15 protein-coding genes are annotated in these 21,779 nt (G+C 58.7%); 4 read left to right on the forward strand and 11 right to left on the reverse strand.

Features of this window, described 5'->3' with window-relative positions; genetic code table 11:
• Positions 1–78 precede the first annotated feature (78 nt).
• The 8 genes from hmcF (ACOYW0_RS24865) to ACOYW0_RS24900 form a co-directional block, all read right to left on the reverse strand.
• On the reverse strand, positions 79–1,470 hold the full coding sequence (gene hmcF, locus ACOYW0_RS24865; protein ID WP_180145119.1) for a sulfate respiration complex iron-sulfur protein HmcF: 1,392 nt from the start codon (positions 1,468–1,470) through the stop codon (positions 79–81).
• Positions 1,471–1,511: 41 nt separating this feature from the next.
• The gene (gene hmcE, locus ACOYW0_RS24870) at positions 1,512–2,189 is read right to left on the reverse strand and encodes a sulfate respiration complex protein HmcE (RefSeq protein WP_482416398.1); all 678 of its coding nucleotides are present in this window, start codon (positions 2,187–2,189) and stop codon (positions 1,512–1,514) included.
• A 136-nt stretch (positions 2,190–2,325) separates the two neighbouring features.
• Positions 2,326–3,273, reverse strand: a complete 948-nt coding sequence (locus tag ACOYW0_RS24875; RefSeq protein WP_482416399.1) for a cytochrome c3 family protein — start codon at positions 3,271–3,273, stop codon at positions 2,326–2,328.
• A gap of 621 nt (positions 3,274–3,894) precedes the next feature.
• Positions 3,895–5,283, reverse strand: coding sequence for a sulfate respiration complex iron-sulfur protein HmcF (hmcF, locus tag ACOYW0_RS24880; RefSeq protein ID WP_482416400.1), 1,389 nt, complete (start codon positions 5,281–5,283; stop codon positions 3,895–3,897).
• A gap of 79 nt (positions 5,284–5,362) precedes the next feature.
• Positions 5,363–6,040: a sulfate respiration complex protein HmcE gene (gene hmcE / locus ACOYW0_RS24885; RefSeq protein ID WP_482416401.1), complete on the reverse strand. Its 678-nt coding sequence runs from the start codon at positions 6,038–6,040 to the stop codon at positions 5,363–5,365.
• Between the two features lie 54 nt (positions 6,041–6,094).
• On the reverse strand, positions 6,095–7,006 hold the full coding sequence (locus ACOYW0_RS24890; protein WP_482416402.1) for a cytochrome c3 family protein: 912 nt from the start codon (positions 7,004–7,006) through the stop codon (positions 6,095–6,097).
• A gap of 649 nt (positions 7,007–7,655) precedes the next feature.
• Positions 7,656–8,249, reverse strand: a complete 594-nt coding sequence (locus tag ACOYW0_RS24895; protein WP_482416403.1) for a hypothetical protein — start codon at positions 8,247–8,249, stop codon at positions 7,656–7,658.
• A gap of 158 nt (positions 8,250–8,407) precedes the next feature.
• A complete protein-coding gene (locus tag ACOYW0_RS24900) occupies positions 8,408–10,219 on the reverse strand; it encodes an acyl-CoA dehydrogenase (RefSeq protein ID WP_482418862.1) in 1,812 nt (603 codons plus the stop codon).
• Between the two features lie 221 nt (positions 10,220–10,440).
• Here ACOYW0_RS24900 and ACOYW0_RS24905 point away from each other — a divergent pair, with 221 nt between their 5' ends.
• Entirely contained in the window at positions 10,441–11,262 is an 822-nt protein-coding gene (locus ACOYW0_RS24905) for an SDR family NAD(P)-dependent oxidoreductase (protein ID WP_180145102.1), read from the forward strand.
• A 344-nt stretch (positions 11,263–11,606) separates the two neighbouring features.
• On the opposite strand, the gene ACOYW0_RS24910 is transcribed toward ACOYW0_RS24905, so the two are convergent.
• Together ACOYW0_RS24910 and ACOYW0_RS24915 are read right to left on the reverse strand one after the other, a co-directional pair.
• The gene (locus ACOYW0_RS24910) at positions 11,607–12,404 is read right to left on the reverse strand and encodes an alpha/beta fold hydrolase (protein ID WP_482416404.1); all 798 of its coding nucleotides are present in this window, start codon (positions 12,402–12,404) and stop codon (positions 11,607–11,609) included.
• Positions 12,405–12,605: 201 nt separating this feature from the next.
• On the reverse strand, positions 12,606–15,434 hold the full coding sequence (locus ACOYW0_RS24915; protein WP_482416405.1) for an FAD-binding and (Fe-S)-binding domain-containing protein: 2,829 nt from the start codon (positions 15,432–15,434) through the stop codon (positions 12,606–12,608).
• A 475-nt stretch (positions 15,435–15,909) separates the two neighbouring features.
• Here ACOYW0_RS24915 and ACOYW0_RS24920 point away from each other — a divergent pair, with 475 nt between their 5' ends.
• Positions 15,910–17,175 (forward strand): 3-dehydroquinate synthase family protein, encoded by a 1,266-nt coding sequence (locus tag ACOYW0_RS24920; RefSeq protein ID WP_482416406.1) that lies wholly within the window; start codon positions 15,910–15,912, stop codon positions 17,173–17,175.
• Between the two features lie 16 nt (positions 17,176–17,191).
• Here the strand turns inward: ACOYW0_RS24920 and ACOYW0_RS24925 are convergent, their stop codons facing one another.
• On the reverse strand, positions 17,192–17,632 hold the full coding sequence (locus ACOYW0_RS24925) for an acyl-CoA thioesterase (RefSeq protein WP_482416407.1): 441 nt from the start codon (positions 17,630–17,632) through the stop codon (positions 17,192–17,194).
• A 416-nt stretch (positions 17,633–18,048) separates the two neighbouring features.
• Between ACOYW0_RS24925 and ACOYW0_RS24930 the strand changes: the two genes are divergently transcribed.
• Both ACOYW0_RS24930 and ACOYW0_RS24935 read left to right on the forward strand, forming a co-directional pair.
• Positions 18,049–19,833 carry a sigma-54 interaction domain-containing protein gene (locus tag ACOYW0_RS24930; RefSeq protein ID WP_482416408.1) on the forward strand — a complete coding sequence of 595 codons (1,785 nt, stop codon included), beginning with the start codon at positions 18,049–18,051 and terminating at the stop codon, positions 19,831–19,833.
• A 481-nt stretch (positions 19,834–20,314) separates the two neighbouring features.
• On the forward strand, positions 20,315–21,748 hold the full coding sequence (locus tag ACOYW0_RS24935; protein ID WP_180145087.1) for a hypothetical protein: 1,434 nt from the start codon (positions 20,315–20,317) through the stop codon (positions 21,746–21,748).
• Positions 21,749–21,779: the final 31 nt, after the last annotated feature.

Genomic DNA, 21,779 nt, shown 5'->3' on the forward strand with positions numbered 1-21,779 from the left:
CATGGGGTGTTTTTTTCCTTATGAAAGGGGCGTTCCCAGTGGAAAACGGCAATCCAAGCCATTGATAGAGACTTGTTATTATTCCTCATTGTGTGTCAGATGATCCGGCACCACCACCATGGGAATGAGCAGGGGTTTCAGGAAAGACCACCGGATCCCGATATGGTAGACCTCCTCCAGGTCCCGGATGGCATCCCAGCAGTTATGGCAGGGAGAGATCACCAGCTTGGCTCCGGTCTCAAGGATCTGGTCTCGCTTGACTTTCAGGCCGATGTTCCGCTGTTCCCGGTACCGTCCGATGCCGTTCATGCCCCCTCCCCCGCCGCAGCAGTAGTTGTGTTCGCGGTTGGGGGTCATCTCGCGAAAATCCTCGGCGATCTGGCTCATGATGTACCGGGCGTCGTCGGCCAGGCCTGCATTGCGGATGTAGTTGCAGGAGTCCTGGAAGGTCACGGGCTCTTTGATCCGTTTGGCCGGGTCGATCTTGAGCTTGCCCGTGCGCAGGGCTTCGGCCACCCACTCCACGTAGTGCAGGCTGTCCACCGGGGCTTTGCCCGACTTGATGCCCGCCCAGTAGGGCCCTTCGGTCACCGTGGCCCGGTAGGCGTGGCCGCACTCGGTGACCACCATGCGCTTGGGCTTCAACCGATCGATGGCGGAGTAAACGGACTTCACCTGCATGGTGGAGGCTTCCCAGTCTCCGGCGAACATGGCCAGGCTGGTCTCTTCCCACCCTTCGGAAGGAACGGTCCAGTTCTCTCCGGCCAGGTGAAAGAGGACCGCTGCGTCGGCGAGGTCCTCGGGGTAGTGCTTGGCCTCGCGGGCGTTGACCGTGTAGATGATGTCGGCATCCTCTTTGTCCACGGGGATTTCAAGGCCCGGCCACTCCTCTTCAGTCTCCTCTTCCATCCACTGGCAGGTGTCCACCCAGTCCTCGGTGGTGATGTCCATCTGGGCGCGATAGACCCGGTGCATGCCCGATCCGATCTTCATCTCCCACGGCACGAATCCCTGGGAGAAGAGCACCCCGCGCAGGTAGGAGAACATCACCCCCATGTCGATGCCCATGGGGCAATACATGGCGCACCGGTTGCAGCAGGTGCACTGGGACCAGGCCACATCCATGCAGTGCATCATAAAAGCGGTGTCCACCTCCCCTTTTCGCCGCACCAGCTCCCCCAGGGTGGACTGGATCTTGTAGGAGGGGACCTGCTTGGGGTCCTTGTCATTGGCGATATAAAGAAAGCAGGAGTCGGCGCAGAGCCCGCATCGCATGCAGGAGTTGAGCCAGGTCTTGAGCCGTGATTTCAAGGTGTTTTTCAAAAGGGCCTTCAACGCCGGGACGTCCACGTCGAGGCTCTCCATCTCTTTGTAATATTGGGCGCCACCCTTGTCTCCCAGGAGTTCCTGGAGTTTTGCTTTGGTTCCGATGGGGGTTCGGTTGCACAGTATGCCTTGCTGCTTTGTCATGGTTCCTCACTCACAAAATCGTTGTATCTTAAAAAAGATGGTTACCAGGGAAATCCAGGGGCCTTGAGTCCACCGCGCTTGATGCTGAAATCCATGCCGAGCTGGATGCGCGAGCAGAAAAAAAGCACGATATGGGAGAGCTTGGTAAAGGGCACGGCCACGAGAAAGAGCTCCCCGCTGAGGATGTGCGCCAGGGTCCAGAAGGTGACGTCTCCGATCTGGTGATAGGCCATGAAAGCGGTGGCAAAGGGCGCCACCGACAAAAAGAGCACGCCGATGTCCCGGGGCCTTGTGAGCTGTCGCACCTCGGGGAGCACCATGCGGCGGATGAGGAGCCCTGCGGCCCCTATCAGAACGCCCACGGTGAGGGCATCGGCCACGGCATCGGGCATGGCCGGAATGGAGATGCCCCAGCGGTACTTCAACAGGATCCCGTGGGCCGAGACAAACAGCGGAACGGCTACAGCCCCCACGTGAAAGAGATAAAACAGCAGGGTGTGCACGGGGTTCTGCCGCCAGCAACGGGTCCCGAAGGGCGTCAGCCAGAGCACAATGGAGCGCAGGGCCCCTTTCAGCCCGCTTGCGATGCATGTGTCGTAGGCCACCCGGTCCAGGCGGGCGTCGAGGTTTTTGATATAAAGAGCCACATGGGCAATGCAACCGATGGAAAAAATCCCGAGGGAAAGCCACAACAGCGGCCCGGTGATAAATTGATACATGGTGTTTCCTCTTTGTTCATTCCGGTAAGATAGGGCCCTCCGCCCACGTCCCGGCGACGCTGCCGCCGGGATGCGAAGGGTCCGGTCCCCGGGCTCGGGAAATCATCCGAGCCCGGGAGGTGTCCATCCCGATCGTTTAAGGGGTTCCCCCGCTGAACGGGGCATGGCAGCCGGTGCAGTCGTCCACCTCCCCTGCCCCCATGGTGTCATGGCAGCCGATGCAGCTGCGATCGGCTTGCCGGCTGTGCATGGCAGCGTACAGGGAGATGCCGCCGCCCCGGGAAGAGCCCGACGCGTCATGGCATTCGGAGCAGGAGGTTTCCGGTTCCTTGTGGTGACAGGTCTCGCAGGAGATGTCTGCGCCTTCATGGAGGTCGTGGTCAAAGAGCACCTCACCGCCACCGGCGGTAACGCGCGGCATGGAGGAGGTGTCCACAGGGTCGGTGTGGCAGGCTGTGCAGGTTACGGGACCGCCGGGTTCACCGGAATCAAGGGTGGATACATGGCAGCTTACGCACAGATCGTGGGAGGTTTCCCGGGGTGACATGGCCGGGCTGTCCGTTGCATCGGGCTCACCGTGGAGCCTGTCGTGGCATGTGCGGCAGTCAAGGGTGGCCTGCTCGGTGTGGATGCTGTGCAGGGTATCGTCAAAATCGATGGCGTGGGACGAAGAAGGCGATGATGCGGGCTCGCCATTAACGTGGCAGCCGCCGCAGACCTGGGGCCCTGTGGCCCCTGTTGCCGAGGCCGCATCGGCGTGGCACTGGATGCACTGGGCGTGGTAATAGTCCCTGGCCTCCATGCCGGAAAGCCCTTTACGCTGCCTGAACGCCAGGGAAACCCCGCCGTCTGGCCGCGCCTCATGGCACTGAAGGCACGTGTCCTTCTCGGCATCAATCACATGTTTTTCGTGTGGGAAGTGTACCTTGGGGCGCTGAAGTACCCCGTAGGAAGTGATGGTGTCCATGGAGATGACATCTACACCCCGATTCTGTTCGTCGGTGCCCTCGGAATATGCAAGACAGAGGCCGAAAAACAGAAGACCAAGGAGAAATGCCAGGCTTGCCCCGACTCGTTTGCGCATAACTGCTCCTTACCAAACCCTCAAGTTAACAGAAAACAATGGCTATATCCGTACCGGGTCGTCGCGACGCCGGTTTCAATGCCGAGCAATCGTCCCTGAATGTGAAATTCAGAAACAGCTTCTCTTTGTTTCCTGCTGAATGAGGGCAGACACCATCTGGTGCAAAGGTGCAGCCTGTCAGGGCGTGGGAATAACTATCCCCACAACAGACGTTATAACGCCTGCAATTATGTTACACGTATTACTAGATAAAAAACTCCAAGCCCACTGCGTATGAGCAAAAGCACTTTACCATGTGGCGGTTCATTGTCAAATATTTTTTAACAAAAAACGGAGAGCATGCTCCTGAGCACTGCGTTTTTTATCGTTAAAATACAATGTGTTAAGTTTAGAATTTTTTCCGAATTTCATTTACTATACCATATCAGTATAGATTGTAATAGTATGTTAAATTCAATTGAATACATTCCTCAGTTAGACTTTTTAAACACCCTTTTCAACGCGCCACAGACCTTCCTGAGCAAAAAGCCCGGCAGGCGAAGATCCCGCCTGCCGGGCCGGGGCAACGAACACCCTGATGCTCTCAAAAAAAGGCCCCCTGAAAAGGGGCTCCCCCATGGCCTACTCTTCCACGTGGGTCAGGTACTCGGGGACCTCCACCATCTTGATGAGCAGGGGCTTGAGAAACGACCAGCGGATCCCGATCTTGTAGACCTCTTCAAGGTCCCGGATGGCGTCCCAGCAGTTATGGCACGGAGTGATCACCAGTTTGGCCCCGGTGGCCAGGATCTGGTCCCGCTTCACCTTCATGCCGGTATTGCGCTCCTGGCGGTAGCGCCCGATGCCGTTCAGCCCCCCTCCCCCGCCGCAACAAAAGTTGTGCTCGCGGGTGGGCGTCATCTCCCTGAAATCCTCGGCGATCTGCCCCATGATATACCGTGCGGCCTTTGCCAGGCCCGCGTTGCGGATGTAGTTGCAGGAGTCGTGGTAGGTCACGGGCTCCTTGATGCGTTTGGCCGGATCGATCTTCAGCTTGCCGGTCTGCAGGGCCTCTGCCACCCACTCCACATAATGCAGGGTCTCCACCGGGGGCTTCCCGTCCTTGATCCCCGCCCAGTAAGGCCCTTCGATGACCGTGGCCCGGTAGGCGTGCCCGCACTCGGTGACCACCATGCGCTTGGGCTTGAGGCGATCAATGGCCGAGTAGACGGACTGAACCTGCATTTTTGCCGCCTCCCAGTCCCCTGCGAACATGGCCAGGCTGGTCTCCTCCCACCCTTCGGAAGGGACGGTCCAGCTCTCCCCGGCCAGGTGGAACAAGGTGGCGGCGTCGGCAAGGTCTTCGGGGTAATGCTTGGGTTCCCGGGCGTTGACCGTGTAGATGATGTCCGTGTTCTCCTGATCCACGGGTATTTTCAGGCCCGGCCACTCCTCCTCGGTCTCTTCCTCCATCCATTCACAGGTATCCACCCAGTCTTCGGTGGTGATGTCCATCTGCGCGCGGTAGACCCGGTGCATGCCCGAACCGATCTTCATCTCCCAGGGCACAAACCCCTGGGAGTAGAGCAAACCGCGCAGGTAGCTGAACATTACCCCCATGTCGATGCCCATGGGGCAGTAGAGGGCGCATCGGTTGCAGCAGGTGCACTGGCCCCAGGCCACATCCATGCAGTGCATCATAAAGTCGGTGTCCACCTCCCCTTTCCGCTGCACCAGCTCGCCCAGGGTGGACCGGATCTTGTAGGACGGAACCTGTTTGGGGTCCTTGCCGTTGGCAAGATAGAAAAAACAGGAGTCGGCACAGAGGCCGCACCCCTGGCAGGTATTGAGCCAGGTTTTCAATCTGGATTTGAGGGTCCGCTTGAGTTCTGCCTTCAGGGCGGGGACATCCACCTCAAGGGACTTCATCTCTTCATAATATCTGGCGCCCCCCTTGTCCTGCATGAACGCCTGGAGTTCGTCTTTGGTATCGATGGGTTTTCTGTTGCAAAATGTTCCTTCCGGCATCATCTTTTCCTTCTTATGATCATGGTCCGTACACATCGTAAGCCCCTTAAGGGACGTTGTTGTCTCCGTTTCTACCAGGGGGTCACACCGGCATGCCCGCGGATTTCATCCCCCCTCGCTTAATGCCGAAATCCATGCCCAGTTGAATCCGGGAGCAGAAAAAAAGCACCACATGGGAGAGCTTGGTAAAGGGAACGGCCACCAGCAGCATCTCCCCTGAAAGAATATGGGCCAGGGGCCAGAAGGTGCTGTCCCCTATCTGGTGATAGGCAATGAACCCGGTGACAAAGGGAGCCACGGCGATGACAAGGGTTCCGATCTCCCGGCTTGTGGTGAGAACACGCACTTCAGGCAACGCCAGACGGCGAATCACCATGGCCAGTGCCGCAAGGATCACCCCCACGGTCATCCAGTCCGCCACCACATCGGGCAGGGTCGGCAAGGCAATGCCCCAGCGCAGTTTCAGGATCACCACATGGGCGGAGAGAAACAGGGGCGCGATCACCGCCCCAAGGTGAAAAAGGTAAAAGATAACCGTATAAACAGGCTTTGCCCGCCAGCTTCGTGTGCCGAAGGGAAGCATCCAGAAAACAAGGGAGCGCAGAGCACCACGGATGCCCCAGCCCACGTGTGAGCCATAGGAGACCCGGTCCAGGTCCTGGTCCAGATTTTTGACGTACAAAACCACATGAACAACGCACCCGACAAAAAAAATGCTGAAGGCGAGCCAGAGAAGAGGCCCGGTAATAAACTGGTACATGATATGTCCTCCAAATTAGGATCCGATAAAAAAAACAGGCGCAAAGACGGTTGCCTACTCAGCCTCGGTGCCGAAGGGAGCATGGCACCCGGTACAGTCGTCCACCACGCCGGCACCCATGGTGTCATGGCATCCAATGCAGCTGCGATCAGAGGTACGGGAGTGCATGGCCGCCTGAAGGGAGACGCTGTCGCCCCCGGGCTCACCGCGCCTGGGATGGCACTCGGCGCAACCGGTGTCGGGCTCCTTGTGATGACAGACCTCGCAGGAGATATCGGCTTCTTCATGGAGGTCGTGGTCGAAGTCGACCTCACCGCCGTGGGCGGCCCCATGGCCCTCCCCTTGAGAGGCGGAAAGGGCATGACACCCCGTGCACTCCAGGGGGGCGTCGGAGGCCGAGTCCAGGTGGCAGGTGACGCACAGGCCGTGGGCCTCATCACTGTTCCCCCCTGACGGCAGGGCATCATGGCACGCCTTGCAGTCAAGGGCGGCATCATCGGTGTGGCGCATGTGGAGGTGGGCGTCAAAGGTTATGGCGTGTGATATGGGGAAAGAATCGGTGACAGGCTTTACATGGCACCCGCTGCAGACCTGGGGGCCGGTGGCAAGCCCTGCTGTTTCACGGTCGGCATGACAACCGATGCACTGGTTGTGGTAGAGGTCCTGAAGCGCCTCTCCGGAGAGTTCATGGCGGTTTTTCATGGAAAAAGAGATCCCATGACCGGCACCGGGGGCCGGGTCATGGCATGCCAGGCAGCCGGCAGACTCGCTTGTGGCCGACACATGGATCCCATGGGGGAATCGAACAGGGGGACGTTGAAGGGTGTCCAACGGGGCAATGGAATCAATGGTAATGAGATCAACGCCTTCTTCCGGCGGCATCCGGTGTTCGGTATACGCCAGCCGCAACCCCACACAGGACAGGATCAAAAGAACAGCCAGGGTTGCCTCGACTCGTTTTCGCATAACGGTTCCTTCTCATGGCTCAGGTTAACAGAAAACAATGGATATATCGGGCCCAGTCATCTCGACTGCGGCATCGGTCCAAACAAACAGATCCCCCGGCAGCGCTGCCGGGAAATGCGTTCTCCTGTGATCCCTGCTGAGAAGGCGAATTCCTCAAAATGTGGATTCCTGCGAGCGTGGGCCCGCAACGTAAAAATCGCCCCGTTATGTGTCTCTCAATGTATTACTCATCAATACTCCATGCTCACTGCGTATGAGCAATGAAACCCTACGCCCCGTGTGTGATCCTTGTCAATTATTTTTTTTAAAAGGGCTAAAGAAGAATGTGCATCATTCCTTATAAACAATATGATTCGAATACATTACAGAGAAAAGAACGTAAACGCATTTTGTATTTCAGCCCGATTTAGAGAAGAAATAAAAAAGACATCATCAATTATACTGATGATATCTTTCAATAGAATTGCAAGTGAGATATAAAGGAACAAATCAACCTTTTGCAGATGACAGCACGAGCCGTGGTTGGAACGCGGAATAAAGGGAAAAGAAGAGAGGGAGAAGGCATGAGGCCACTGCCGGGGCCCCCGTAACCGAACCGGAGGCTGCCCGCGTGCACACAGGTCTGAAGGGCATGAAGGAGGGAATGTGATCAGTAGCGCTTGACACGCCGGATGGATTCACCGTGCCAGAGACACCCGCCCAAAGCGCAAAGCCAGGTAGATCTTTCATCTGCCATCTGCCCCTTGGCAGGGGCAAGGGAGACCACCGGGTACTCCCCGAGCTGATCCTCGTTAAAGCTCCCTTTTTTCACAGTGTTTTCCAGGGCTGCAACCATCATGGGGGCGGTGACCACATGGCAGTTGTGAAAGGCATCGGACTTGAGGCGTTGCCGAGCGGTCTCATCGGGCTCGGTGCTTAAAAGCACCTCCACGGACGCGCATCGCCTTCGCATGGCCTCTGCCATGCGCACCTCATCGTCCCAGGAGGAGAGAAGGATCAACGGAGGCTCTTTTTTGGTCTTGGCGGGACGACCGCTCTGGCTGAACACCTTCTTCACCGCTGTCCAGCGATCATCCAGGCGCATATCAAGGAGGGTTCGGGTCAGGGCGTCGTGGTCTTTTTCCTGAAGGATTTCAGCATGGACGATGCGGTATCGCTTGGTGCCGCTGTAAAATCCCTTTTCCACCACAACCACCTCGGCAGTCCCCTCTTCCCGCTCCAGATACGCCCCCAGAAAAAACATCTCCGCCTCCACATCCACAATCAGCAAACAGAACAAAGGCCCTGGCAGATAAATCGTGGGATCTATCTGCCAGAGCCCCAATACACCGGAACCTTGGAACGATATCTATACCTGACGCCCCGTGATGTCAATCACGGAGGGCTTGTGTGCCAGGCACCTTACCCGAAAAATGAGGACTCCGGAATGGTCATGGCGGCATCCGACCCCTTGAGGATGGCACGCATGCGCCCCTGGGCCACAGGAAGCTCCGTCTGGATGTAGTGGGCGGCCGAGGCCAGGATGCCTCCGTAGAAATCCTTGTCTTTCTTTTTGGCCTTTTCAAGGGCCGCAGTTGCGGTAACGGCCCGCCAGAGATGCATCCAGGCAAAGACCACGTCCCCTGTGACGGTCATGAAGGGATGTGCGCTGGCAAAGGCGTTCATCACCTCGGTGCTCATGGCGGTCTTGCCCATGTACATGGCCACCTCGCCGAGTTTACCCACGGCCTTTTCAAGCTCGTCTGCAAGGGGAGAAAGGGCCTCCACCCCGCGCGCTTCGGCAATGGTCTTCTGCATCTCGCCCATGAGGTCCATGACGGCCTTGCCCTTTTTCATGCCGAGTTTGCGCCCCAGAAGGTCCATGGCCTGAATCCCGTTGGTGCCCTCGTAGATCATGGTGATGCGACAGTCCCGGAGCAGCTGGGCCTGGGGGTACTCTTCAATGAACCCGTAGCCCCCGTAGACCTGCATGCCGTGGGAACAGACATCGTAGGAGCGGTCCGTGACGTACCCCTTGCCGATGGGGATCAGCACGTCGATGATTCCCTGGAGGCGTTCCTTCTCTTCCTCGGAATCACTCACTTTTTTCAGGTCCGAGCAGTACCCGATGTAAAAGAGAAGGCTTCGCATGGCCTCCACGTTGGCCTTCATGGTGATGAGCTGGCGACGGATGTCCGGATGCTGGATAATGGGCACGGCAGGCGGGTTCTTCTCCATCATGGACATGAGGTTGGGCCCCTGGACACGCTCCTTGGCGTAGGTCAATGCATTGGCGTACGAAGCCCCGGCCACGCTGAGTCCCTGGATGCCCACAAAAAGACGGGCCTCGTTCATCATCTGGAACATGGCGCGCATGCCCTTGTTGGGCTCACCCAGGAGTTCGCCCACGCAACCGCCCTTCTCTCCCAGGGCAAGGGAGCAGGTGCAGTTGCCGTGGATACCCATTTTGTGCTCGATGCCCGTGCAGACCACGTCGTTTAGTTCCCCCACGGATCCGTCTTCGGCAACCCGATATTTGGGCACAGTGAACAGGCTGATGCCCTTGGTGCCGGCAGGGGCCCCTTCGATGCGGGCCAGGACAGGGTGCACGATGTTTTCGGCCATGTCGTGATCGCCCCCGGAGATAAAAATCTTGTTGCCCTTGATGCTGTAGGTGCCGTCGGCGTTGGGGGTGGCCGTGGTGGTCAGGGCCCCCACGTCGGAACCGGCGCCGGGTTCGGTGAGGAGCATGGTGCCGGTCCACTGGCCGGAATACATCTTGCGCAGGTACTTCTCTTTTTGGCTCTGGGTGCCGAAGGCCTCCACAAGGTTGGCGGCCCCGTGGGTCAGTGCCACGTACATGTACATGGCCATGTTGGCCCCGGAGAGGTACTCCGTGCATGCCATGGAGAGGGCGTGGGGCATGCCCTGGCCGCCCCAGGACGGATCCTCGCTGGTGGCGATCCACTCCCCGTCCCGATACAGATCCCAGATCCGCTTGAACTCGTCGGGGATCTGCACCTGCCCCTTATCCAGGCTGCAACCGGTCTGGTCCCCGGGGGCGTTGGTGGGAAGCACCTCTTTCAAGGCCAGGTTCCGCGCCTCGGAGATCACCAGGTCGATGGTTTTCTTATTGAACTCTCCGTAGGTTTCATGGTTGCTCAGGTCACTCAGGTTCAGCTGCTCATGAAGAACAAATTCAACGTCACGTCGATCTGCAAGTTGGTGTGCCATCATGCCTCTCCTCTGGTTGGAAACTCGGAATAAACAACATGGTGCAAGTACTTCGGCCGCTTTACGGGGTTGCCGCGGGATCTCCACAATAACGTTAACGTCAGCTTTAGCTAAGAGACCCCGTCCGTGTCAAGATGATTGTCTCCATATGTAAACTTTGTTACCATTTAAAGAAAAACACTCACCCATCTTCTTTTTTCCCTTCCGGGAGGCCCACTGACATGAAACGGATTGTACTCATCACCGGATGCTCATCCGGCATCGGAGAGGCCCTGGCCCAGAATTTTCTCAAGGCCGGATGGACCGTTTACGCCACTGCGCGCAAGCGCGACGCCCTGACGCCCCTTGTCTCCCTCGGGGCACAGCCCGTGGCCCTGGACCTCACAGCCCAGTCATCCGTCAGCGAAGCCGTGGAACATGTCCTGGGCCGGGAAGGCCACATGGACATGCTCATCAACAACGCCGGGTACGGAGCCATGGGTCCGCTGGCCGAGATGCCCGTGGACGAGGTCAGGCGGCAGTTCGAAGCCAATCTCTTCGGCCAGATAGCCCTCATCCAGGCGGTTGTCCCCGCCATGATCCAGCGCGGTGCAGGACACATCATCAATATCGGAAGCGTCTCAGGGATCCTGCCCACTCCGTTCTCCGGTGCCTATGCCGCCAGCAAGGCGGCGTTCCACGCCGCGAGTGACGCCCTGCGCCTGGAGCTCGCGCCCTTTGGCATCAAGGTGGTGATTGTGCAACCCGGGGGCATCGCCTCCCGCTTCTCCGCCAACGCCGAGGCCCAGCTCAAAGAGACCACGAAAAATCTCAACCACTACGCCGCCTCCATGGACGCCATCGTCCGGCGCACCCGCATTTCCCAGGAGAGCGCCATGCCCCTGGACCGATTCGCCGAAAAGCTCACAGCCATCCTCCTTCGGGAGCCCATCCCCCCGGTCATCCGCCTGGGTACCCATAGCACCCTGATGCCCTTCCTCAAGAAATGGGTCCCCACGCAGCGACGCGATGCCATCCTGATGAAGAAGTTCAAGCTGAACTGACGCCAGACACAAGCAGACAAAAGCGCGCCTCCGGCGGCGAGGTGAGCCACCTCGAAAGCAGGTTGCCATTGCGCTTTGCCCTTCGTTCCTCAGGGCAAAGCGCAATGGCATTTGTTGCTGCATGGGTTTTCATGACCTTCACAATTCTTCGGAGGTGCGCAAAGGGCAACCGACCTCATCCCCCTGCGCCGTCCGCTCCGCAGGTCTCGCCCATATGCAAAATAAAGCCGTGGATAGCACACGTCACAGAACCTGGAGGTATCTCACATGGAGGCAGAGCCTCCGAGACGCATGCCCAGGCGGAACCTGTTAATTAAAATTTGTATGTGAAACGTTTTAGAAGGTTACTTCCGGCAAGGCCGCCGGAGGCTTTTTTTCAGGAGGTCATAGAAGGGGGCCCTGGCCTGTGTCTCCTTCCAGGGCACGTGCCCGCACTGCGGCAAGAGAAAAAACTGAAACTCATCAAGGGCCTTTTCAAGGGGGACACGCACCCCGTCGGCCGGATGGGGGTCGTAGTCGCCGTGGATGGCGGTCACCGGGCAGGTCAGGGAAGAGGCCGCGGTCAGCAGGGAACCGTTTCGGCGGCACTGGGCAGCCTCGGGCCACACCGCGTTGAAGATGTCTGCGGAGCAGAAGATGTCCGCCTTATCAGTGTCCATGGGGTCAAAAGCGTCGGCCTTTGAAAAGATCCTGCCGAATCGGCTGAACACATCGTTGCGGACACGCGCAGAGGGATGCTTCAGGTCCGGCAGCAACCCCTTGACCTCGACACGCTCTTCAGGCGTCAGGCGCCCCATGCGCTCGGCATCAATGCCTGCGGCATCGGCTTCGAGAAAAGGGCCGCTTCCCACCAGGATCAGGTGGTTCACAAGCTCCGGGAAGCGAGCGGCCAGGATCACACTCAGCCAGGCACCCCAGGAAAACCCGATGAGGGCCACAGGGCACGTGGCATGCTCCAGAAGCGCCGAGCGAAGCTCTGCCACCTGGCCTTCAAGGCTCAAGGCCGTCTGAAGGGGCTCCAGCACCCCCCATTCGCGTGAGAGCTCCCGGGCCACCGGTGCCATCTCCCCTGCCCCGCCCGGCCCGCCGTGCACAACAGCCACCCCAAAGGGCGCCTTCCCGTACGTTCTTACATTTTCCATACCGTTCAGACCTTTCCATGGAATTCTCAGACGCAAAACAGCCCGCAACACAGAAGACCCATATCACGGGCTGCCCAAACATGCACCCCCGCCGCCCCTACACCCCAGGGTTAACGCATTTAGATTTTTGCCTCCGGCGGCCCTGCCCCCATACCCTATGCCCCATAACCTATGACCTTATTCCCCTCTATCCTCTTTCCCCTACATCTCCCCCGTCCTCACGATACGCTCCGTGCACCGATCCACCAGGTAGAGAATGGATGAATAGGTGATGCCGCCGTGGAGGGAGAGGCCGATCTCGCAGGTACGGCTGGTGGAAAATCCTTCCCGGCAGCCTGCCACCTTATCCTTCAGGCCGTCCAGGGCCGCTTCGTTCAGCTCAGGGACGTTGAATCCCCGGTCTCCGGCAAAACCGCAGCAGTTGATGTCTTCCGGCACCACCACCCGTGCGGCACAGAGTTCGGCCAGCTCTTTGAGCTTTCCCTCCAGGCCCAGCTTGAGGGTGGTGCAGGTGGCGTGGACGGCGATCTTGTCGTCGCTTTGGTTGAAGATGAGGCGCTTTTTCAGGAACTCCAGGATGAACCCCACGGGCTCATAGAGGGCAAGGGATTCGGAAAGGGTCTCTTTCATGTGGTAAAGGCAGGGGCTGGTGTCTGCAAGGATGGGGTATTCACCGTCCCGGCTCGCCGCCATCAGGGCCTTTTCAAGCTCAGCGGCCTTTTTATCGGCCTGGCGGGTATACCCCTTGCTGGCAAAGGGAAGGCCGCAACAGAGTGTGTTGAGTCCCTCGGGGATGATCACGTCGTAGCCCGCCTTTTCAAGGACGGAGAGGGTCACGTCCCCCAGTGGACGCTTATCTTCCATCTGAAGAGAGGCGCCAAAGCTTCGACTGATGCATGAAGGAAAGTAGACAACCTTCAGGGGATTCGATGATTTTCCTTTGAGCTTTCTCATTTTCTTTGCTGCGTCGGGGAGGGCACGGTTCCACATGGGAAGCGTCTTGAGGGAGAGGCGGCGGGCATGCATGGCCACGGCCTCCATGATGCCGTCCCCGGCAAGCTTATGCACCATGTGCGCCCCTTTGAGCCCTGCCCGCACTGTGCGGGTGGTCCCGTTGTAGTGGTCGGCCAGAAAAGAGGCGGTGTGGTTGCCCATTTTCCCGGTGGCCTCGGCCCGCTGTTTTTTGGTGAAGGTCCCGGTGTTGATCCCCACGGGGCACCGCTGGGCGCACAGGCCATCTGCCGCACAGGTCTCAAGGCCAGGGTACTGATATCCCCTCTTCCACTTCCGGGCACCGGAACTGTTTTCAAGACGCTTTGCCTCCCTCCAGGCGGTGATGCGATGCCTGGGGGTAAAGGTCAGGTTTCTGGAGGGGCAGACAGGCTCGCAGAACCCGCACTCGATGCACTTGTCCACGATCTCGTCGGCAGCGGGCATGGGTTTGAGGTGGGTGATATGGGCCTGGGGATCGTCGTTCAGGATCACCCCGGGGTTGAGGATCCCCTCGGGATCGAACAGGGCCTTGATCTCCTTCATGAGGGCATATGCTTCCCTGCCCCACTCCATCTCCACATACGGCGCCATGTTGCGGCCGGTGCCGTGCTCGGCCTTGAGGGAGCCATCATAGGTGGTCACCACCATGCCGGCCACCTCGTCCATGAAATCCCGGTAGCGGTTGATTTCCTCCTGTTCTTCAAAGGCCTGGGTAAACACGAAGTGAAGGTTCCCTTCCAGGGCGTGGCCGAAGATGATGGCTTCGTCGTAGCGGTATTTTTTAAAGAGGGCCTGAAGTTCCATGGTTGCCGAGGCCAGGGAGTCCATGGGAAAGGCCACGTCTTCGATGATCACCGTGGTGCCGGTTTCCCGCACCGCCCCCACAGCCGGGAAGAGCCCTTTCCGAATGGCCCAGAGACGCGTGAACTCCTCCGGGTCCGGGGTAAACACCGTGGGAACCACCTGGGTGAGATCGGCCAGGGAGGCCGTGACGGTTTCCACCTGGGCGGCAAGGGCCTCCCGGGTTTCGGCCCGGGTCTCCACCAGCAGGGCGGTGACGCCGTCGGCCAGCCCTTTGATGGCTTCGGGCATGCCCTCTTTGTCCTCCACCGACTTTAAGGCGGCCCGGTCCATGAGCTCCACGGCGGCCACGGGCTGTTTTTTCAAAATCATGGTGGCGTTGCAGGCGGTCTTGATGTCGGGAAACAAAAGAAGGGCCGAGGCTTTGTGGGGATGCTCCACCACGGTGTGATAGGTCACCGACGAGATAAACCCCAGGGTCCCTTCCGACCCCACCAGCAGGTGCTTGATGATGTCAAAAGGATCATCAAAGTCCACCAGGGCGTTGAGGCTGTAGCCTGTGGTGTTCTTGATCTTGAACTTCCGGCGGATCCTGTCGGCAAGCTCGGGGTTGGCTTTGACGGCATCACGCAGGTCGCAGATCCCTTTGAGCATGTTCGGGTGCTCCTCTGCAAAGCGGCTTCGGCTGGCATCGTCTTCGGTATCGAGGACCGTGCCGTCGTAAAACACCGCCCGGATATCCGCGATGGTTTTGTAGCTGTTCTCCGAAACCCCGCAGCACATGCCGCTGGCGTTGTTGGCGACGATCCCCCCGATCTGGGCGGTGTCGATGGAGGCGGGGTCCGGGCCGATCTTCCGGCCGAACTGCCCCAGCCTGCTGTTGGCCCAGCTTCCGATGACCCCGGGTTGGAGCCTTATTTTTTCTGCGTTGTCAAAAATCGCGCACCCCTGCCAGGTGTGGCCCAGCCTGACGAGGATGGAATCGGTGACGGCCTGGCCCGAAAGGCTTGTTCCGGCGGCACGGAAGGTCACCGGCAGGTTTCGCGCCCCGGCTTCCCGGAGGAGCCACACCACCTCCCGCTCCTCTTCCACGGTGATGACGATCTTCGGCACCATGCGATAAAAACTGGCGTCCGTGCCGTAGGCCAGGGTGTAAAGGGGATCCGTGGTAATTCGCTCCGGCGGGATCACCTGCTTCATGGCGCGTAAAAAGGCTTTATACTCTTTGGTCAGCATGGCGGGTCCTCGCTGATGGGTTGGCAGAGGGTTGATCAAACCACCGAAGCGTTTAGGAAAAAGGCTGAAAAAACATTGGGAAGGAGGAAGGGAAAAACGAAGGGGACGGAGGGCATCCGACGAAACAGCCCCGGCTTTTTCTTTATATTATGGAAAAACCGATGTGGGGTGTCAATGGGTATTCCGAATATTGCCCTGTTACGACAGGTAGTTGCGAATCCGGTAGGCGCGATATCGTCGGAGACGAACCGCCGCGATTCCATGCTGCCAATGCCCCTTGAAAAGGCGACATTCTCAAATTGTCATCATAAAATGAATATGCTATGGTTTTGTTAATTTTTTGCTGTCATATCGGCTACCCACGCCGTTGATAAACCTTGGACAGCACTGTTATTCCTGATTCTCATCGTCATTTCCAACCATGGATTTTGGATCCCAACACTCAGTCACGACAACCCTTTCAGGGGAGGTTTTGATGAATCGCACTCGCTTTCAGGTCTTTCCCACCTATACCCAGGAATTCCACACCCACCACAGCTACCCCGTCTGCTTTACGAACAACCTGTTTACCGGCACCAACCAGACCATTCGCCGGACCCTGACCAAGATGGGGCACGATGCCCCCCTTCGATGCGCCATTCTCGTGGACTCGGGTGTGGTGGCCCGCAACCGGAATCTGGTTAAGCAGATCATCCGCCACTTTCAAAAAGAGCACCCTTTCTTTGAACTCTGCCACGCGCCCTTTATCATGTGCGGCGGCGAGTCCGTTAAAAACAGCCAGCGCATGGTGGAGGAGACCGCCACCATCGCCCATGCCCACGGCCTGACCCAGGAGAGCCTGGTGTTCGTGGTGGGGGGCGGCGCGTTTCTGGACGCGGCCGGTACGGCCCTGGCCCAATGCCGGGGCGGCATCAAAACCATCAATGTCCCCACCTCCACCCTCTCCCAGTGTGCGGCCGGCATCGGAACCATGCGTTATATGAACACCCGCGGGATCAAGAATTTTTCCGGGATCACCGCCCCTCCCTACGCCGTGTTCATCGATTTTTCGCTGCTCAGGACGCTCCCCTTCGAGCACCACATCAGCGGCATGGCCGAAGCGTTCAAGATGGCCCTGTCCGCCGATACCGAATTTTTCTTATTTCTGGTGAAGAAGGCGCGAAAGCTGCGTCAGAACGATCTGGAGACCGTGGAAAAAGTGGTCCACAAAACCGCCACCCTCCACCTGGACCGGGCCCGTGCATCCAGCGAACCCACCCTGGACGAAGGGTCGAGCCTGGGGTGCCGTGTCGCCCACTGGCTGGAGACCCGCTCCGGGTACAAACTCCCCCACGGGCACGCCCTGTCCGTGGGCATTGCCCTCAACGCAAGCTACGCACGCCACACAGGCTCCCTGTCTGAGGCGGACTTTTCCCGGCTCGTCAACGGACTTGTCACAAGCGGCCTGCCGGTCTGGAACCGGTTTCTTGAGACCCGATCCGAAAAGGGTTCCCTGGAGGTGACGGCCATGCTCGCCCGCTCCCTTCAGAGTACCTCAGAGCCCCTCATGGTCCCCGACGGCCTCGGTGCGTTGAAAGCCGTCTCTCATCTGGATTTCAAAGCCTTTGAAAAGGGAATCGGCGTGCTTCGGGGGCACTGCCGAAAAGAGTTCTCCGGGGATCGGCGCCTCTTTGTGGTCACCCCCTGGAACAAAACCGTGCAGAGCGATCTGTCGGGCCAGGGCGCCCACGCAGACCAATAACCTCGCAGAGACAGGGTTAGTTGCCGTACCCAAAATCAAGGGCCTTCGCCTTGAACTCCGCGGGCAGAAACGCAATGCGACGCGCTGCGTAGTTGAAGGCAACGAGCCCTGTCTCCGCAACAGCAACGGTTTTGCCGCTGCATGTCACATGATAGTGGATCCGAAACCCTGCCTCTCCCACCTCACCAAAGGCGCACCCCACGGTGAGGTTGTCCCCCAGAAAGGCCTCGGCCCTGAAATTCACCACCAAATCGTCCATGACGATGCCGGTCTTGCCGTCCCCCAGGTCCCCTTCGTGGACCCCCATGGACCGAAACAAGGCCACGCGGGCGTCGTGGAGGATCCCCACCATTTCTGAATTTCCCACATGACCGCCGTAGTTCAGGTCTCCCACCCGCACCTGGATCTCGCAGGTAAACGGGTACTCTTCTTTCAGCGCAAGCTTGATTCGAGGCATGATTATTTCCTGTGCAAAGTATCTTGGGTCCATGGCCCCGGAGGCCGGAAGGACACGTATTTTTTCTCAGCCCGACCATCGGCCGGATTTCAGTGATAGCTGAAAGCAACCGAAAATGAAACCCGAAACAAGGCGACTCATTCCTTGTTTTCCCGCTGTCAGAAAAGGATTGATCCCGTCATCTTTTGCCTGTTACAACACATACTGTTTTCCAGGCACACCCATGGCATCCCATGGATTTCCAATTTTGCCGACAGGACGACGATGTCCTGCCTCGCGAACAGATGATCCAGGTGAATCAAGCCCCGAGCTGGTTCGAGTCTGGTGCGATGACGGTCAGTCCATCAAGGATGATGCGGCCCCGGGCACCCCGTTTCGAATGAGATCCCGGTTTGTTGCAGGTGGAGAGAGGTTGTATGACCAAGCAGACCAACCCCGTGGCCCGAGGCGATGCTGGCGCATCATTTTTTCAGAACCTCATGCAGAATATCTCGGCACAGATCATCGTGCTCATGGACTCCATCCACAACCCCGTGGTGGGAGTGGACAGCCGCAGCCGCGTGGTGCTGTGCAACCAGACGTTCACCAAGGTGGTGGGACTGTCCCGGGACGAGGTCATCGGCACCCCCATTGCCTCCATCATCCCGGAAACCCGGCTGACCCACATCGTGGCCACCGGCAAGACCGAAGCCGCCAAAAAAATCCGCATCGCCGGAAAGACCTACCTTGCCAACCGCACCCCCATCGTCAACGACGGCAACGTTGTGGGGGCCATGGCCCTTCTTCAGGATATCACGGGCATCGAAGCCCTGGGCAATGAGCTCAGGCACTCCAGCGACACCAACGAAGAGCTCCAGGCCATCATCGAGTCCTCCTTCGACGGGATCTTCGTCACCGACGGCACCGGCACGGTGACCCGGCTCAACCGCGCTTACGAGCGTCTCACCGGTATCAAGCGTTCCGAGATCATGGGCAAATCCATGACAGAGCTCGTCAATAAAGGGTACTACAGCGAATCTGTCACCTTAAAGGTCCTGAAGAGCAGGCAGCCCGAGTCGGTGTTCCAGGAGGTCAAAAACGGCAAGACCATCATGGTTACCGGCACCCCGGTGCTGGACAAAGAGGGTCAGATCGCGCGGGTGGTGACCAACGTGCGGGACGTCACCCAGCTCAACCGCCTCCAGCATGAGCTCTGCTCCATGCAGACCCTGCGTTCCCATTACGAGGTGGAGATCAACAGTCTGCGCCAGGAGAAGGGGGATGGCCAGTACGTGATCCGCTCCAAAAGGCTGCTGGAGATCAAGGCCCTTGCCATGCGCATCGCCCAGGTGGACTCCACGGTGCTCATCCAGGGAGAATCCGGGGTGGGCAAAGAGATGGTGGCCGAGATGGTCCACGAAAACGGCAAGCGCAAGGGAAAGCCCTTTATCAAGATCAACTGCGCCTCCATCCCCGAAGCCCTTTTGGAAGCCGAGCTCTTCGGCTACACCCCCGGCTCCTTTACCGGGGCCTCCAAAAAGGGCAAGGCAGGCCTTTTCGAAGCCGCGGACAACGGCTCCATCTTCATGGACGAGGTGGGAGAGATGTCCCTTCCGCTTCAGAGCAAGCTCCTTCGGGTCATCCAGGAAAAGGAGATCACCCGCATCGGGGACACCCGCCCCATCACCGTCAACGTGCGCATCATCGCCGCCACCAACCGGGACCTGGAAAAGATGGTCCAGGAAAAGACCTTCCGCAAAGACCTCTTCTTCCGGCTCAACGTGGTCCCCATCCACATCCCCCCGTTGCGGGAACGCTCTGAGGCCATTGTGCCCCTGATCCGGCATTTCCTGGCCAAGTACAACAAGCGCTTCGAGTTTGCCAAGCAGATCGACCGAGAAGCCGTGGACATCCTCACGGCCCACCCATGGCCCGGCAACGTGCGGGAGCTTGAGAACGTCATCGAACGCCTGGTGGTGATCACCCCGGGGGAGCTGATCTGTGCAGCGGACATCCCGGACTCCATCCGAAACCCGGATGGAAACGGAGGGCTCCCCTCGTTGACGGGGAAACCCTTGAAGGAACTCCTTGAAGAGGTGGAGGCCCGTGCCATTCAGGAGGCCCTCAAAACCCACGGCACCACTCGAAAGGCGGCCGAAGCCCTGGGCATCAACCAGTCAACCGTGGTGCGCAAGGCGTCCCGGTACGGCTTACGCCCCTGACCAGAACTGATGCATGGCTGCATTTTTGCGATGCCCCACAGCATCACCCGACCACCACAGACTGTTTAAAGAAGTATTTTAGCATGTTATCTGATTTCGCCCTCCATGATCTTGCCACCGGAGATGCCACCGTGCATCGCCGGTGTACCGCGTCTTTCCTTCGTCCGCACCTGTTGCCCGTCAAACATCTCTCCTGTGACGTGATGGCCGTAAGCCCCGTAAACATTGGACACCCTGAAGGTCCTCCGGGCAGAGACCGGCCCTTTTTACCACCGGAGTAAGTCATTCCTGCGGCTTGGCATGCTCCTTGCGAAATACCACCTTCGAAAGCCGGTCATGATCGGTCTTCGGCAGGAGGATTCCTCGTCGGGTCACAGTCTGTGTGAATCACATACACAGTCAGGCCGAGCGGATTGCAGGGAACACATTGCTTGCCGTTGCCCGGAGCACTGAACGTCAGATGTTGGAAGGAGAATGAAGCATGAGTAAATACCGCGAGCACGGTGGCAAGCAGTCCGGGATCCCCATGGGGCCCCTAACGCTCAGGCTGCCCTTTATTCACTACCGTTTCGAATGGCCGGATTACCTTCAGGGCCTGTTGATGTGCACCGTCTGTCTGGCCATTATTCCCGTCCTCACCGGCAAACTGGGCATGTCCTTTGAGGTGGCCCTGGCCATCGTTATCATGAACGGCACCCTTTACCTTGCCCACGTCACCTTCGGCGACCCGGTGGTGCCTGGCTGGGTCACCCCGGCCATCCCCCTTCTCATCGCCTATGTGGAGACTTACGCCCCTGGGGTGGAGCGCATGCAGTGTCTCATCGCCTTTGAGATGATGTTCGGGATTTTCTGTGTAATCCTGGGGGTCTCGGGGCTGGCCAAGAAATTTGTCTCCATCATCCCCAACGCCATGCAGTCCGGCATCGTGCTGGGGGCGGGATTTGCAGCCGTCATGATCGTCTTTAAGCCCGGCAACGGCCTGAAAAGCTTTGACAACTTCCCTTGGACCGTTGTCATCTGCGTGGGTCTTGCCTTCTACCTCCTGTTTTCAGAACACTTCAAGAGCCTTCGAACCAAAAACAAATTCTTCTTCTATCTTGCCAACCTCGGCATGATGCCCACCCTGGCCCTGGCCGTGTTTGTGGGGCCCCTCACCGGTGAGCTCTCCTGGCCCACCTTCACCGGAGAGATCATCACCTCCCCTGATTTTGCGACCCTTTTCAGGGATTTCACCATCCTCGGCAACATCCCCATGCCCTCGGGCCACATGTTTATCTCCAGTATCCCCATGGTGGTCAGCGCCTACCTCGTTATCTTCGGCGACGTAATTCAGAGCCAGGCCCTTCTCGACGACGCCCAGAAGTACCGCCCCGATGAGGACATCGACTACAACCCCAACCGATCCCACATCATCTTCGGCGTGCGTAACACCATCATGAGCGTCATCGGCCCGGACATCTCCATGTGCGGGCCCCTGTGGGCGGCCATGCAGGTGGTCCTGTGCGAACGATACAAGCACGGGCCGGAAGCCATGGACTCCATCAGCGGCGGCGCAGCCTCCTTCCGTTTCGGCACCTGGACCGGCTACTTCCTGGCCCCCATTGTCTCGGCTGTGAAGCCCATCCTGGGCATCGGCCTGGCCTCCACCATGCTGATCCAGGGTTATGTAAGTGTCCGCATCGGGGTCCTGAAATCCCGGTCTTACAACGACCTGGGCATTGCAGGGGTCACCGGCGCCATCGTGGCCACCCGCGGGGCTGCCTGGGGCCTGGGGGCTGCCATCGTCATGTGCGCCCTCATCTACTTGGGCGGAGACAAACGCAAGGCCTACATCCAGGAAGAGCCTGTCTTCCCCGGAGATTCCCCTGAAAAAATCAACAAAGAGATCGAGGAACACGTGGGCAACGTCGCCTAACGCGATGTAAACCGACACGACGCCGCCCCGC

Source organism: Desulfoluna sp. HI9BLuna, assembly GCF_056829775.1.

What these genes read in the sequence shown, in the direction of transcription:
- hmcE (WP_482416401.1), bottom strand. Translation starts at nt 6,040, where the DNA reads ATGTACCAGTTTATTACCGGGCCTCTTCTCTGGCTCGCCTTCAGCATT.
- hmcE (WP_482416398.1), bottom strand. Translation starts at nt 2,189, where the DNA reads ATGTATCAATTTATCACCGGGCCGCTGTTGTGGCTTTCCCTCGGGATT.
- ACOYW0_RS24925 (WP_482416407.1), bottom strand. Translation starts at nt 17,632, where the DNA reads ATGCCTCGAATCAAGCTTGCGCTGAAAGAAGAGTACCCGTTTACCTGC.
- ACOYW0_RS24895 (WP_482416403.1), bottom strand. Translation starts at nt 8,249, where the DNA reads ATGTTTTTTCTGGGGGCGTATCTGGAGCGGGAAGAGGGGACTGCCGAG.
- hmcF (WP_482416400.1), bottom strand. Translation starts at nt 5,283, where the DNA reads ATGATGCCGGAAGGAACATTTTGCAACAGAAAACCCATCGATACCAAA.
- ACOYW0_RS24935 (WP_180145087.1), top strand. Translation starts at nt 20,315, where the DNA reads ATGAGTAAATACCGCGAGCACGGTGGCAAGCAGTCCGGGATCCCCATG.
- ACOYW0_RS24910 (WP_482416404.1), bottom strand. Translation starts at nt 12,404, where the DNA reads ATGGAAAATGTAAGAACGTACGGGAAGGCGCCCTTTGGGGTGGCTGTT.
- ACOYW0_RS24875 (WP_482416399.1), bottom strand. Translation starts at nt 3,273, where the DNA reads ATGCGCAAACGAGTCGGGGCAAGCCTGGCATTTCTCCTTGGTCTTCTG.
- ACOYW0_RS24890 (WP_482416402.1), bottom strand. Translation starts at nt 7,006, where the DNA reads ATGCGAAAACGAGTCGAGGCAACCCTGGCTGTTCTTTTGATCCTGTCC.
- ACOYW0_RS24920 (WP_482416406.1), top strand. Translation starts at nt 15,910, where the DNA reads ATGAATCGCACTCGCTTTCAGGTCTTTCCCACCTATACCCAGGAATTC.
- ACOYW0_RS24930 (WP_482416408.1), top strand. Translation starts at nt 18,049, where the DNA reads ATGACCAAGCAGACCAACCCCGTGGCCCGAGGCGATGCTGGCGCATCA.
- hmcF (WP_180145119.1), bottom strand. Translation starts at nt 1,470, where the DNA reads ATGACAAAGCAGCAAGGCATACTGTGCAACCGAACCCCCATCGGAACC.
- ACOYW0_RS24915 (WP_482416405.1), bottom strand. Translation starts at nt 15,434, where the DNA reads ATGCTGACCAAAGAGTATAAAGCCTTTTTACGCGCCATGAAGCAGGTG.
- ACOYW0_RS24905 (WP_180145102.1), top strand. Translation starts at nt 10,441, where the DNA reads ATGAAACGGATTGTACTCATCACCGGATGCTCATCCGGCATCGGAGAG.
- ACOYW0_RS24900 (WP_482418862.1), bottom strand. Translation starts at nt 10,219, where the DNA reads ATGGCACACCAACTTGCAGATCGACGTGACGTTGAATTTGTTCTTCAT.